This window comes from Actinosynnema sp. NPDC059335 (genome assembly GCF_042752395.1).
Classification (GTDB): domain Bacteria; phylum Actinomycetota; class Actinomycetes; order Mycobacteriales; family Pseudonocardiaceae; genus Actinosynnema.
The window spans coordinates 34,010-47,485 of sequence record NZ_JBHYXZ010000001.1; the positions used below are offsets into that span (position 1 = coordinate 34,010).

The 13,476-nt window shown below is 74.5% G+C and carries 13 protein-coding genes; 5 read left to right on the forward strand and 8 right to left on the reverse strand.

What is annotated here, in order from left to right:
• Nucleotides 1-433 (forward strand): Zn-binding domain-containing protein (locus ACFXGA_RS00160; RefSeq protein WP_378082779.1); only part of this gene is annotated, 433 nt, incomplete at its 5' end.
• Here the strand turns inward: ACFXGA_RS00160 and ACFXGA_RS00165 are convergent.
• From ACFXGA_RS00165 to ssd, 8 genes are all read right to left on the reverse strand, one after another.
• The gene (locus ACFXGA_RS00165) at nt 403-1,017 is read right to left on the reverse strand and encodes a bifunctional DNA primase/polymerase (protein WP_378082781.1); all 615 of its coding nucleotides are present in this window, start codon (nt 1,015-1,017) and stop codon (nt 403-405) included. The two genes, ACFXGA_RS00160 and ACFXGA_RS00165, sit on opposite strands and share 31 nt — an antisense overlap.
• A gap of 79 nt (nt 1,018-1,096) precedes the next feature.
• Nucleotides 1,097-1,621, reverse strand: coding sequence for an Rv3654c family TadE-like protein (locus tag ACFXGA_RS00170; RefSeq protein WP_378082783.1), 525 nt, complete (start codon nt 1,619-1,621; stop codon nt 1,097-1,099).
• A gap of 556 nt (nt 1,622-2,177) precedes the next feature.
• Nucleotides 2,178-2,507 carry a TadE family type IV pilus minor pilin gene (locus ACFXGA_RS00175; RefSeq protein WP_378082784.1) on the reverse strand — a complete coding sequence of 110 codons (330 nt, stop codon included), beginning with the start codon at nt 2,505-2,507 and terminating at the stop codon, nt 2,178-2,180.
• Nucleotides 2,507-2,644 (reverse strand): DUF4244 domain-containing protein, encoded by a 138-nt coding sequence (locus ACFXGA_RS00180; RefSeq protein ID WP_378082786.1) that lies wholly within the window; start codon nt 2,642-2,644, stop codon nt 2,507-2,509. The genes ACFXGA_RS00175 and ACFXGA_RS00180 overlap by 1 nt, the downstream gene beginning before the upstream one ends.
• A gap of 63 nt (nt 2,645-2,707) precedes the next feature.
• Entirely contained in the window at nt 2,708-3,262 is a 555-nt protein-coding gene (locus tag ACFXGA_RS00185) for a type II secretion system F family protein (RefSeq protein WP_378082787.1), read from the reverse strand.
• The gene (locus ACFXGA_RS00190; protein WP_378082789.1) at nt 3,259-4,017 is read right to left on the reverse strand and encodes a type II secretion system F family protein; all 759 of its coding nucleotides are present in this window, start codon (nt 4,015-4,017) and stop codon (nt 3,259-3,261) included. Before ACFXGA_RS00190 ends, ACFXGA_RS00185 begins: the two co-directional genes overlap by 4 nt.
• A complete protein-coding gene (locus ACFXGA_RS00195) occupies nt 4,014-5,144 on the reverse strand; it encodes a TadA family conjugal transfer-associated ATPase (RefSeq protein ID WP_378082791.1) in 1,131 nt (376 codons plus the stop codon). The genes ACFXGA_RS00190 and ACFXGA_RS00195 overlap by 4 nt, the downstream gene beginning before the upstream one ends.
• A 682-nt stretch (nt 5,145-5,826) precedes the next feature.
• Nucleotides 5,827-6,885: a septum site-determining protein Ssd gene (gene ssd / locus ACFXGA_RS00200; protein ID WP_378082793.1), complete on the reverse strand. Its 1,059-nt coding sequence runs from the start codon at nt 6,883-6,885 to the stop codon at nt 5,827-5,829.
• A gap of 472 nt (nt 6,886-7,357) precedes the next feature.
• Between ssd and ACFXGA_RS00205 the strand changes: the two genes are divergently transcribed.
• The 4 genes from ACFXGA_RS00205 to ACFXGA_RS00220 all read left to right on the forward strand — a co-directional run bounded on the left by ACFXGA_RS00205 (nt 7,358) and on the right by ACFXGA_RS00220 (nt 13,387).
• Nucleotides 7,358-8,170 carry an HAD-IB family hydrolase gene (locus ACFXGA_RS00205; protein WP_378082795.1) on the forward strand — a complete coding sequence of 271 codons (813 nt, stop codon included), beginning with the start codon at nt 7,358-7,360 and terminating at the stop codon, nt 8,168-8,170.
• A gap of 587 nt (nt 8,171-8,757) precedes the next feature.
• Complete coding sequence (locus ACFXGA_RS00210) at nt 8,758-10,470, forward strand: glycoside hydrolase family 3 N-terminal domain-containing protein (RefSeq protein ID WP_378082797.1); 1,713 nt, start codon at nt 8,758-8,760, stop codon at nt 10,468-10,470.
• Nucleotides 10,471-10,474: 4 nt separating this feature from the next.
• The gene (locus tag ACFXGA_RS00215) at nt 10,475-11,722 is read left to right on the forward strand and encodes an exo-beta-N-acetylmuramidase NamZ domain-containing protein (protein ID WP_378082799.1); all 1,248 of its coding nucleotides are present in this window, start codon (nt 10,475-10,477) and stop codon (nt 11,720-11,722) included.
• Nucleotides 11,723-11,734: 12 nt separating this feature from the next.
• A complete protein-coding gene (locus tag ACFXGA_RS00220; protein ID WP_378082800.1) occupies nt 11,735-13,387 on the forward strand; it encodes a serine hydrolase domain-containing protein in 1,653 nt (550 codons plus the stop codon).
• The last annotated feature ends 89 nt before the right edge of the window (nt 13,388-13,476 follow it).

Sequence of the window (13,476 nt, forward strand, 5' to 3'; positions counted from 1 at the left end):
GGGGCTGGTCCCGGCGCGCGTCCCCGGCGCACTGCACGCCGCCGAACACGCGGCGATCGGCCTGCTACCGCTCTTCGCGACCTGTGACCGGTGGGACATCGGCGGAGTCTCGACCGCGCTGCACCAGGACACCGGGGAGGCGACGGTGTTCGTGCACGACGGTCATCCCGGTGGAGCCGGGTTCGCCGACCGCGGGTTCGACGCGGTAGTCCCGTGGTTGGTCGCTACTAGGGAGGCCATCGCGGCTTGCGCGTGTCCGGCCGGGTGCCCGTCCTGCGTGCAGTCGCCCAAGTGCGGGAACGGCAACGATCCGCTGGACAAGGCGGGCGGGGTGGCCGTGCTGGACGTCGTGCTCGGGGTGGTCGGGGAGAGACACCACGACGTCCGGCACGGCCGGGTCGGTCACGACCGGTCGGCGGCGACCAGGCCGTAGTCGGGGGCGGGTTCGGCGGTGACGTCGGCGGCCTGGAGCAGCGCATCGCGCACCACGTCCACGTGCGGCAGCTGCCACGCGCAGATCTGCGGCTTGACCCGCCAGTGCACGACGCCGACCTGCTCGGGGCTCGGCGGGAGCGGGACGTACTCGCCCCGGCCGTAGTGCCGGACGCCCGGGTCGGTCACCGGCGCGCCGCCGGAGGCGACCAGGAACAGCCAGCGGCCCTGCGGCGTCGCCACGATCGGGACGGGCACGTTGGTGGCGCGCAGCGCCACCGCGGCGCGGCGGCCGAGGTCGGCGTCCACCTCGACGGCGTCCACGCCGTGCCCGGTGGCCAGCAGGATGCTGTAGGAGTGGCCCGCCCACCAGGTGGCGACCCGCTCCGCCTTCGTGCCGATGCGCTCCTGCCAGTCGTCGTGCACCGGGACCGGCCCGGTGTCCTCGACGCCGTCGCGGCCGGCCCACCGCTCGCCCGCCGGATAGGTGCCCGGCAGCACAGGCCACCCGTGCCACGCGAGGTTGACCGCCTCTGCGCGCAGCTCGATGCGGAAGGCCCCGCGCCAGCTATCCGACCACTCCATCTTCCGTTCGCCTCCTGCGTCGCGCTCCACGACACCGTGTCGCGTGTTGTTCGACACCGTGTCGGTGCCACCACTTGAACTAACGCCATGACCGGCGGTTTTGGTAACCGCCTTTCGACAACTGGTCGTTGTGGCACGGCGAGCGAAGCGGGCGGGGGCGTGCGGCAGAACCACGCGGCAGCCACCGCTGCGCCTCGAAGCCGCGGATGTGCGGTTCTGTGAGTCCGCTCACCGCCGGCGGACGACCGTTCGTCGCGGCGGGCGGCGGTCGCGGTTCGGCCGGACCTGCCCGGGCGCGTGCGCTGGGCGCGCCGAACACCGCGGGCTCACCCGACACGGTCACGTCCACCTCCCCGCCCTCCACCCGGCAGCCGGTCAGGCGACCGCCCATCCGTTCGACGACCCACTCGGCCCGCCCGCACGCCGGGGCGACCCCGGCGGACAGCCACCCGGCCGCCGCGAGCGCGCCCAGGTCGGCCGCCGCACCCAGCCGGTGCCTGGTCACGACCACCTCACCGACCCGCACACCGACCACGACGACCCCGAACCAGATCGCCGCCACCACCACCGCCACAACCGACGCCGACCCCTGGTCACCGACCACCCACCACCGCTTCCCCCGCCACCGCCCTGGCCACCACCACAGCCGCCGGAGCCACGCCCGGAGCCGCCACCACCGCCCCCTCGACCACGCCGGCCCACGACCCGCCGCGAACCACCGCCGCCCGGACGCCCACCACCGTTCACCCACCGGACCACCCTCGCCCCGAGCATCACCGATCCCGGTCATCGACCGCCCACCCCGCTCCCGCCACCGGTCATCCGCCGGCCACCTCCTTCCACCACCTGTCACGCGCCGGCCGCCCCTTCCCCAGCCAGCCACCTGCCCGCCGCCTTCCGCCTGCCACCAATCCCCGTCAGCCGGCCTTTCCGCGCCCGCCCGCCACCTCCCTCCCGCCACCGGTCGCCCGCCCGCAGCCGGCCGTCCGCCGCCTCCTTCCGATCGACACCACCCCGGATCACCCGGACGTGATCCGGCCGGTGCTCGCCCGCCTCCGTCATCGGCCTCGCCGCCGGTGCGGAGCGGCGCAGGTGAAGCGGCTTGGACGGAGAGGCGGAGGAGGAACGGGGGCGGAGGAGTGGGGGTGAGGCGTGCCCGGTCAGCCGCCGGCCACCCCCGGTTCCAGCACGGCGTAGGCGTGGGCCCGCAGCTCGACGCCCAGCCGCGAGACGCTCACCTCCACCGAAGCCGTGTCGCCCTCCCTCCGGATCGACCACCGTGCCCCGCCCGGCGCGATCGCCTCGACCACCCCCTCGACTCGCGCGTCGTCGCCCCGCGCCACCAGGCGCGCCGCCTCGCGGGCCGCGTCCGTGCATCGGAGCTGCCCCACGACGGCCATCACCGCGGCGAGCCCGAGCGCCAGGACCGCCACCAGCCCGCACACCGCCACCGCCGCCTCGACCGTCACCCCGCCCCGGTCGTCACGCATCACGTGTCCACCACGAACGCCCGCCGGAGCAGGTCCTGCAGCAGTTCCAGGACCCAGTCGCCCCTCAGCAGCGAGTACAGGAGCAGCGCGAAAGCGGCCGCCGCGACGGTGCCGATCGCGTACTCCACAGTGGACATGCCACGGTCGTCCAACACTTCCCGCTTGACAGCGAACATTCCCTATTCCTCCATTGTGGACATTCACAGGTTGTGGGTCACGCTGCCGACGATCCCGATCACCACCGGCACGACGCCCAGGCACAGGAACGCGGGCAGGAAGCACAGCGCCAGCGGTCCCGCCACGAGCACCGCGGCCCGTTGCGCGCGGGCCTCGGCCTGGTCGGACACCGCCGCCCGCGCCTCCGCCGCCAGGTCCGCCGCCGCCCCGGCCAGGGCCGCGCCCGACCGGGCCGTCCGGCGGGCCGCCCTGGCCAGCGGCGCGGTGTCCGGGTGGGCGAGGGCCCCCGCCCAGGCGTGCACCGGATCCGCCCCGAGGGTGAGCAGCTCGACCACCTCGCGGAGGCGTTCGGCCGGTCCTGGCGGGACGCCGGGCAGGACCGCGCGCACCGCCGAGGCCACCGGCAGGCCCGCCCGCAGCGCGGCGGCCAGCAGGTCCCACGCGGCGGCCGCGGCGAACGGGTCCGGTGGTCTGGCCTTCGGCTGTGGTTTGCACACCCGCACGGGTCTCAGGCGCGACGCGGCCCTCGACGGCGTCGGGAACGTGACGATCGCCAGGGCGAGCAGCACCAGGCTCATGCGATCACCTGCCTGGTCAGCCGACCGCTCCAGCGCAGCCCGGCGCAGATCAGGACCACCCCGACGACCAGCAGCACCTGGCCCGGGGCGGTCCCGACCAGGACCGCCAGCGGGCCCGCGCCGCCCAGTTCCCCGAGCACCACGCCGAACAGCGGCAACCCGGCCAGCACCGCGGCGCCCGCCCGCGGACCGGCCATGCGGGCGTGGACCTGCCGCGCGAACGCGCCGCGCCGGTCGAGGTCGCGGCGGACCGCGTCCAGCACGTCGGCCAACGGCACGCCGTGCACCGCCGAGAGCCGCCACGCCCGCGCGAGGTGGTGGGCGTCCGGCACGTCGGCCAGCGCCGCTTCCACGTCGCCGCCGCGGGCCGACGTCGCCGCGATCACGTGCAGCACGTCGCTCGCCGGCGGCCGCGCGTCCTGCGCCGCGCCGAGCGCGGCCTTGGCCGGGTGCGCGCCCGCGCGCAACTCCGCGACGAACGCCTTCACCCCGTCGGCGAGCGCGACGGACGCCGCGAGGTGGTCCCGTTGACGCGCCGTCTCCCGCCACGTCCGCCACACCGTCGCCGCCAGCAGGGCACCCGCCACCACCCCACCGACTCCCACCGGCAGCCCGAGGACCGCGCCCGCCAGGACGACGAGGGCCCGGTTCGGCGCCAACCGTCGCCACCGGTGCCCACGGGGCCCGGCGATGCGTCGCCGCGCCCGCCCGGAGGGCAGCACCAGCAGTGCGGCGGCCAGCAACAGGAGGCTCATGACCACCCCACCAGCGACTTGAGCGCCGGGCCGGCCTCCTGCCAACCGCCGTCACGTCGCCAGGCGGGCCGCACGGCCAGGTCGCCGGACCGCCGGTGCAGCACGCCGATCTCGGCGAGGTGCCGGCTCCCGTCGGCGGCGCGGCGCACGTGCACCACGACCTTCACCGCCGCCGCGAGTTGGCTGTGCAGGGCGTGCCGGTCGAGGCCGCCGAGCGCGGCCAGCGCCTCCAACCGGGCCGGGACCTCGGCGGGCGAGTTGGCGTGCAGCGTCCCCGCCCCGCCGTCGTGCCCGGTGTTGAGCGACGACAGCAACTCGCACACCTCCGCGCCCCGGACCTCCCCGACCACGATGCGGTCCGGCCGCATCCGCAACGCCTGCCGGACGAGGTCGCGCAGGGTCACCTCGCCCGCGCCCTCGACGTTCGGGCCGCGGGCCAGCAGCCGCACGACCTGCGGGTGGTCGGGCTGCAACTCGCCCGCGTCCTCCACGCACACCACCCGCTCGTGGTGCGGCACGCACCCCAACAGGGCCGCCAGGAGCGTCGTCTTGCCCGAGCCCGTGCCGCCGACGACCAGGAACGCCTGGCGGGCCGCCACGATCGCGCGGAGGAGGTCGGCCGCCAGGTCGTCGAACGTGCCGCAGGCCCGCAACGTCGCCAGGTCGTGCACCGCCGGGCGCAGGACGCGCAACGACAGGCAGGTGAACGGCGAGATCGGCGGCAACACCGCGTGCAGCCGCACCGAGTGGGGCAGCCACCCGTCGACGTAGGGCGCGGCGTCGTCCAACCGCCGCCCCGCCGCGACCGCGAGCCGCTGCGCGAGCCGGCGCACCGCCGCTTCGTCGGGGAAGGCGACCTCCGTGCGCCGCAACCCGCCCACCCCGTCGACCCACACCTCGTCCGGCCGGGTGACCAGCACGTCGGTCGTGCCGGGATCCCGCAGCAGCGGTTCGAGCGGCCCGGCTCCGACGAACTCCTGCCGCAGCACCGCGAGCGCCCGCCGGACGTCCTCGTCGCCCAGCACCCCGCCGGCCTCGCCGCGCACGGCCGCCGCGACGGCCGCGGGCGTCAACTCGCCGTGCCCACCGGCCAACCGCTGCCGCACCCGCTCAACGAGATCGTTCACGACCGGCCCCCTCCCACAACCCCCGACCGCGCGCGGCCGGCCCCGACGCGACGGCACGGCTGCCGTGCGACAGCGCCGCCGCCAGCTCGCCGAGCACGACCTCGGAGAGCGCCACGGGACGACAGGTCCGGAACACCGGCCGCGGCCGGTACCCGGGATGACGCGCCAGGCCAGGCCCGCGCTCGCAATTCATCACGCCGCCCTCCGATCGGTCGGGAGGAGGTGGAACAGGCAGGAAGGAAGAACCGGCGGTGGTGCCGACGAACCGACAGCCGCCACCGCGCACAGGCGGGGAACCACCGGACAACGGGAAGCGCCGGATTGCCGCCCCAACACGCCGGACTCCGCGCCGGACCGCAAGCCGCCCCACCCGCCGGTTGGCACGGGCGACCGCGGCAGGCGTCGGGAACGGCAGCACCACCGGCACCGCAGCGCGGCTCCGAACACCGCCGCGACCCGGTGACGTGCCGGCCGCGCAAGGCCCCGCCGAGCAAGCACCTTCCTGAGGCACGAGCGCGTGAGGCGGCAGCGCCGGGCGAACACGCCGACGCCACTCGGCGACCGGAGTGTCCGACGAGGAACGACCGACACCCACGAGCCGCCACAGGGCACGGCTTCACCGGCCACCGTGCGCACGGACATCGCAAACGGAGAGGACGGTTCACGGTGTGCCGCAAGGAGTTCAGTGCGCATGGAGTGCCGCCAGGACTTCCCGCGCCGCCTTCGCCAGCGGACCCCGCGTGGCGCGCGGGAACCGGCCGTTGTCCAGCGCCCGCGCCAGCCTCGGTTCGGGGCGCATGGTGGTCAGCAGCGGCACGCCGATCGCCTCCACCACCTGGGCCGTGGTCAGCCCGCCGGGAGCCGGGCCGCGCACCACCGCCTTCAGCCGCACCCCGCGCTCGGCCGTCCGCTCGACCAACGGCTTCGCCGCCATGCACGCCTTCACGTCCGCCGGCACCACGAGCACCGCCAGGTCGCTCCGGTCGAGGGCGGCACAGCCCGCGGCGGTCAGCTGCCGCGGCACGTCGCACACGACCGTGTCCCCGGCCCGCCTGCCCGCCTCGACCACCGCCACCACGGCCTCCGGCTCGGGACCCGGTCCCGTCCGGCCGCAGGACAGCACGGTCAGCGCGCCCCGCCGACCGGAACGACCCGGCAGCGCCGAACGCAGGGCCGAGGCCGGCACCCGGCCCCCGGTCAGCCGCAGCGTGGGCCACCGCAGCCCTTCCTGCCGCTCCGCGCCCAACGTCAGGTCGAGGCCGCCGCCCAACGGGTCGCAGTCCACCAGCAACCCGTGCCCGCCGGCGGCCAGCACGGCCTGCCCCACCGCCACCGCTAGCACCGACGCGCCCGCGCCGCCCCGCGCGCCCAGGACCGCCAGCACCTTCCCCGCGCCCTCGGGCACGCCCTCGGCGGCGTCGGCGAGCACCGCCCGCAACCGGTCGTGGTCGGCGGGCAGCTCCAGCACCTGCTCCGCGCCCAGCGCCAACGCGCGCCGCCACACCTCCGCGCCCGGCGGCCCGGCGCCGACGACGTGGACACCCGGTCTGCGCGGGAACCCGGCCGCCTCGCAGGCGAGCACCGCGCCCTCGTCCAGCAGCACCGCCGACGCGCTGTGCCACCGACCGCGCAACGCCGTCACGTCGACCACGCGCTCCAGCTCGCAGCCCGCGACCGCCGCAGCGTGCAGCACCTCGTCCACCAGTCCCCCGTCGGCCACCAAGGCCACCGGCCGCCTCATCCCGACCTCCCCTTTTCGCTGTGGGTGTGCGGGTTCCACGGTGGCCGGCGGTGAGGAAGGACACAACGGCGCATGATCAACATGTGGACAACCGGACGGCCTGTGGACAACCCGAGGCGTCACGGCGGCGCGCCCGACCGCCGCCACGGGTGGCGCGACGGAAGATCGGGCGGTGATGCAAGGGGAGCCGCGAGCCGGCGGAGGTCCAGCGCGGGACACCCGCGGAACCGACCCCGGACATGGGACGACCCCCGCCAGGGGGGAGGGACGGGGGTCGTCATTGGTTCAGTCCCGGGGGGTCGGACTGAACCCGTCCGGTCGAGCCGGACCCGTCTACTGTATCCCCACGGGACAGGGTCATGCGTGTCTTCCGTTAGAGGGACGCGAAAATTCGACGGACCGCACACCTGATTCGTAAACCGCCGAACCTCTGCCGGCGGCCCGGCGCACCCGCCCCGCCTAAGCTTGACCGGTGACCGAGCACGCCACCGCCGGCAGTCGAGTCGCCGCGTTCTTCGACCTGGACAAGACCGTCATCGCCAAGTCGAGCACGCTGGCGTTCAGCCGGCCGTTCTTCCAAGAGGGCCTGATCAACCGGCGTGCGGTGCTCAAGAGCGCCTACGCGCAGTTCGTCTTCATGCTGGCCGGCGCGGACGCCGACCAGATGGACCGGATGCGCTCGCACATCACCGCGCTCTGCGAGGGGTGGGACGTCGAGCAGGTGCGCTCGATCGTGGAGGAGACGCTCCACGACATCGTCGACCCCCTCGTCTACAAGGAGGCCACGCAGCTCATCAGCGACCACAAGGGCGAGGGCCACGACGTGGTCGTGGTGTCCGCTTCGGGCGAGGAGCTGGTCGCGCCCATTTCGACCATGGTCGGCGCGACGCACAGCGTGGGCACCCGGATGGTCGTCGCCGAGGGGCGCTACTCCGGCGAGGTCGACTTCTACTGCGCGGGCGAGAACAAGGCCATCGCCGTCAAGCAGCTCGCCGAGCAGCACGACTACGACCTGAGCCGGTGCTTCGCCTACTCCGACTCCATCACCGACCTGCCGCTGCTGGAGGCCGTCGGCCACCCCACCGCGGTCAACCCGGACCGCGCGCTGCGCCGGGTCGCCGCCCAACGCGGCTGGCCGGTGCTCACGTTCTCCGACCCGGTGTCGCTGCGCGCCCGCATCCCCCGCCCGTCGGGCGCGGCGGTCGCCGTCACCGCGATCGGGCTGGGCGCGGCGACGGCGGCCGGCGTGGCCTGGTACGGCCTGCGCAGGCGCCGCCGGAGCTGATTCACCCGGAGCCTGCGCCCGGTCGGCGGTACCGGGGTCGCGAACGGCCGGAAACCGCTGCCACGAAAGCCTTTCCGCTACTGAACGTCGCTTGACCGGTGCACCCCATCGAGCCCTTGCTGTGACGGCGGACACCTACTACAAAGGAAGTGCGGACTTCGGGTCGGCCAGGGGCGAAGCGGAGGAGAAGCCTCGTCCACCCCGACAGAGCTCCGCGCGCGGACTTCGAGACACCCACGCGCAGCACGCCGCGGGAGGCTTGTCGTCTAGGGCCTGCGTACCGGGACGCCGGACGCCGAGGCCAGGTCGGTACGACACGAGTTGCACGCTTGGTAACTCGAAAGCCCGCGCTGACGACGGTGGGACCCCTCCACGAGGGGTCCCACCGTCTTTGTGTGCCTGCCTCCTGCCCGAAAGCGCGACTCGCCGAACATGTGCCCGAACGGGTGACTCGCCAAACCTCGGGTTTTGTCGGTGCCCCTCCCCACAATGGCCACGCAGCGCAACCCGTTGACCCACCTCTGTGACGTGGGTAACTTGCCAAACGCACCACGCAGTGGTGGGAGATTCCCAGTGGGGAGGCCGCAGTGCTCCGTCCGCTCGTCGCCGTCGCCGTGGCCGCGGCTTCCGCAGTGACACCACCGGCGCCCGCCGCCCCCGACCAGGCGCGGCACCTCACCGCGCTGGTGCGGGGCATGTCGCTGGAGCAGAAGGTCGGGCAGCTCTTCGTCACCTACGTCCACGGCCAGTCGCCGGACGAGGCGCACCCCGGCAACCTGCGCGACTTCGGCGTGGCCACCCCGGCCGAGGTGGTGGCGAAGTTCCAGCCCGGCGGCGTCATCTACTTCAACAACTCGAGCTACGACAACATCGACACGCCGCGCCAGATCGCCACCCTCTCCAACGGCCTGCAACGGGCGAGCCGCATCCCGCTGGCCATCGCCACCGACCAGGAGATGGGCATCGTCACCCGCATCGGCCCGCCCGCCACCCAGTTCCCCGGCAACATGGCCCTGGGCGCGGGCCGCAGCGCCGCCGACGCCGAGCAGGCCGCCCGCATCACCGCCCGCGAGCTGCGCGCCATGGGCATCACCCAGAACTTCGCGCCGGACGCGGACGTGAACTCCAACCCGGCCAACCCGGTCATCGGGGTGCGCTCCTACTCCGGCGACCCGGCCCTGGCGGCCGAGCTGACCGCCGCGCAGGTGCGCGGCTACCAGGGGCGGGCACTGGCCAAGCACACCGTGAGCGCGACCGCCAAGCACTTCCCCGGCCACGGCGACACCGACCAGGACAGCCACACCACGCTGCCCAAGGTCGACCGCACCGAGGCGGAGTGGAACGCGGTGGACGCGCCGCCGTTCCGCGCGGCCATCGCCGCGGGCGTCGACTCGATCATGACCGCGCACATCCAGATGCCGAGGATCGACCCGTCGGGTGAACCGGCCACGCTGTCCAAGCCCGCCCTCGACCTGCTCCGCCGCACCCTCGGCTACGACGGCGTGGTGATCACCGACTCGCTGGCCATGGCCGGTGTGCGGCTGCTGCACAGCGACGCCGAGATCCCCGTGCTGGCCCTCAAGGCGGGCGTCGACCAGCTGCTGATGCCGGTGGACCTGGGCCTGGCCGTGGACAGCGTCCTGGCGGCCGTGCGCAGCGGCGAGCTGAGCGAGGAGCGCATCGACCGCAGCGTGCTGCGGGTGCTGCGGATGAAGTTCCTGCGCGGCATGCTCACCGGCCCGCTCGTGGACGTGGACAAGGTCGACTCGGCGGTCGGGCCGGCCGAGCACCTCGACGCCGCCCGGCGGATCACCGAGCGCACCGTCACCGCCGTCCGCAACGACGCGGGCGTCCTGCCGCTGCCCGCCAAGCCGACCGCCGCGCTGGTCACGGGCTGGGGCGAGACGACGACCCGCACCCTCGCGGGCCACCTCGGCGGCACCGCGCTGCCCACCGGCGCCACCCCGACCCAGGCCCAGGTCACGGCCGCCGTCCAGGCCGCGGGCGCCGCGGACGTGGTCGTCGTGCTGACCAACGCGCTGTCCCGGCAACCCGCGCAGCAGACCCTGCTGACGAGCCTGCTGGCCACCGGCAAACCGGTCGTCGCGGTCGCCGTGCAGAACCCGTACGACGTGGCCCACACGACCGCGCCGACCTGGCTGGCCACCTACTCCTACAGCGCGGTGTCGATGGCGGCGCTGGCCCGGGTGATCACCGGCGAGGTCGCGCCGACCGGCCGGCTGCCGGTCGAGGTGCCCGGCCCGACCCCCTACCCCTTCGGCCACGGCATCGGCTGGTGACGACATGGACCGCAGGCACTTCCTCGCCGCCGGCGCGCTCGCCGTGCCCGCGCTCACCGCGCTCGACCCGCCCGGCGCGGCCGAGGTCCCGGACCGCCCCCGGCCCGTGCGGACCGGCGCGGAGCAGCTCGCCCGGGACGGCTGGCGGCGCTTCGCGGGCGACCGGGTCGGCGTGGTCACCAACCCGACCGGCGCGCTGCGCGACCAGACCCACATCGTCGACTCGATGGTGGCCGCCGGGCTGCGGCCCCTGGCCGCGTTCGGCCCCGAGCACGGCTTCCGCGGCACGGCGCAGGCGGGCGGCTCGGAGGGCGACTACCTCGACCCGCGCACCGGCATCCCGGTCTACGACACCTACGGCGCGAGCGCCGAGAAGATCGCCGGGATGATCGCCAAGTCGGGCGTCGACACGCTCGTGTTCGACATCGCCGACATCGGCGCGCGCTTCTACACCTACATCTGGACCATGTACGCGGTCATGCAGGCCGCCGCGAAGACGGGCACGCGGTTCGTCGTGCTCGACCGGCCCAACCCGGTCGGCGGCACGGCCCGCGGCCCGCAGCTCGACCCCGCGTACGCGACGTTCGTCGGCCGCAAGCCGATCGCGCAGCAGCACGGCATGACGATCGGCGAGCTGGCGCGCCTGTTCGACGGCGAGTTCCTGCCGACCGACGGCGGCCGGCTCGCAAGCCTCGACGTGGTCGACGTGCAGGGCTGGAAGCGGGACGACCTGCACTCCGGCCTGCCGTGGATCCCGCCCAGCCCGAACGTGCCCACGCACGACACCGCGCTGGTCTACCCCGGCACGTGCCTGTTCGAGGGGCTCGTGTTCTCCGAGGGCCGCGGCACCACCCGCCCGTTCGAGACGATCGGCGCGCCGGGCCTGGACTGGCGGTGGGCCGAGGACCTCAACGCGCTGGGGCTGCCCGGCGTGCTGTTCCGCGAGACCTACTTCACGCCCACGTTCAACAAGTTCGCCAACAAGCTGTGCGGCGGGGTGGCCCTGCACCTCACCGACCCGCACCGCTTCGACGCGCCCCGCACGGCGGTCGCGATGATCGTCACCGCGAAGGCCCGCTACCCCGAGGTCTTCGCGTGGCGGCCGGACCACTACATCGACAAGCTCAGCGGCTCCGACCGCCTGCGCCGCATGGTCGACGCGGGCGCGGGCACCGACGAGGTGGTCGGCGCCTGGTCCGACGAGCTGGCCGCGTTCGACCGCACCCGCCGGCCGTACCTGCGCTACCGGTAGAGGGAGACAGCGATGCGCACCCCCGCCCTGCTGATCGCGACCGCCGTGCTCACCGCCGCCGCCCTGCCGGCGCACGCCGAGGGCCGCGAGGCCCGCTTCGACCAGCCGCACGAGGGCTGGTCGAGCAGCGTGCTGCGAACGGGTACCCCGCAGCGCGTGGGACTCGACCCGGCTCCGCTGGACGCCGCGCTGGCGCAGATCGAGCGCTACACCGCGCCCGACGCGACGGGCCACCCGCTGTTCGCGGGCGCCGTCACGCTGTTCGCCCACGACGGCGTCGTGGTCACGCACGAGCCGACGGGCTGGGCGGTCCGCTACGGCGACGCCGCCGGCACAGAGCTGCCCGAGGACCAGCGGGTGCCGATGACCCGCGACACGATCTTCGACCTGGCGTCGATCTCCAAGCTGTTCACCTCGATCGTGGTGATGCGCCAGCACGAGCTGGGCCGGTTCGGGCTGGACGACCCGGTCGCCCGGCACCTGCCGGAGTTCGGCGTCAACGGCAAGGAGTCGATCACCGTCCGGCAGCTGCTCACCCACACGTCCGGCCTGGTCGCGTGGCTGCCGCTGTGGTCGCAGTACCCGGACGTCCCGTCCCGGCTCAAGGCCGTGATGGACACCAGGCCGAGCAGTCCGCCCGGCGCCACGTACCTGTACTCGGACCTCAACCTGATCACCCTCGGGCTGCTGGCCGAGAAGTGGTCGGGCAAGCCGCTGGACGAGCTGGTCCGCGACGACATCACGCGCCCGCTGGGCCTGGTGGACACCGGCTACAACCCGCCGGCCGCCAAGCTGGACCGGATCGCGGCGACCGAGTACCAGGCGGGCCGGGGCATCATCCGCGGCAGCGTGCACGACGAGAACGCCTGGTCGCTGGGCGGCGTCGCGGGCCACGCGGGCGTGTTCTCCACCGCGCGCGACCTCGCCGTGCTGGGCCAGGCCATCCTCAACGGCGGCGCGCACGCGGGCGCCCGGATCCTGCGCGAGGAGACGGTGGAGCTGATGCTCACCGACTTCAACCAGGGCTTCCCCGGCAACTCCCACGGCCTGGGCTTCGAGCTGGACCAGCGCTGGTACATGGGCGCGCTGACGTCGCCGAGGGCCGCCGGGCACACCGGCTACACGGGCACCACGCTGGTGCTGGACCCCCTCTCGCGGTCGATCGCGATCCTGCTGACCAACCGGGTGCACCCGAGCCGCAACTGGGGCTCGATCAACCCGGCCCGCCGCGTGGCCGCCAACGGCCTCGCGCAAGCGCTTGCGGTCCGGCCCCGGCACGGCGACGCGTGGACGCCCGAGGTCAACGGCGGCACGTTGACCACGCGCGACCTCCCGCGCCGCGGCGAGCGGCAGAAGTTGTCGTTCCGGGCGTTCGTCGACCTCGACCCCGGCGACCGGGTGGTGGTCGAGGCCACCGCCGACGGGTCCGCCTGGCGCGAGGTCGGGGCGCTGACCGGGTACGGGGACCGGCGTTGGCGGAACGTGGACATCGAGACGGAGTCGGCGGCGCGGTTCCGCTGGCGCTTCGTCCGGGGCACGGGCTACGGCGGTCGCGGCGTGTACGTGGACGCCGTGCGGGTGAGCGACCACCGGGGCGTCGCGCTCGACGCCGAGCGCGAACCGGAGGGCTTGCGACCCGAAGGGTGGCGGACCGCGGACCGTTAGTGACAACGGTGGCCGCCGGACCCCGCCAAGCGGGGACATTGGGTCACGGTTGGGGTGAGTTACACCCACCCTGCGTTGACCTTGGTTTT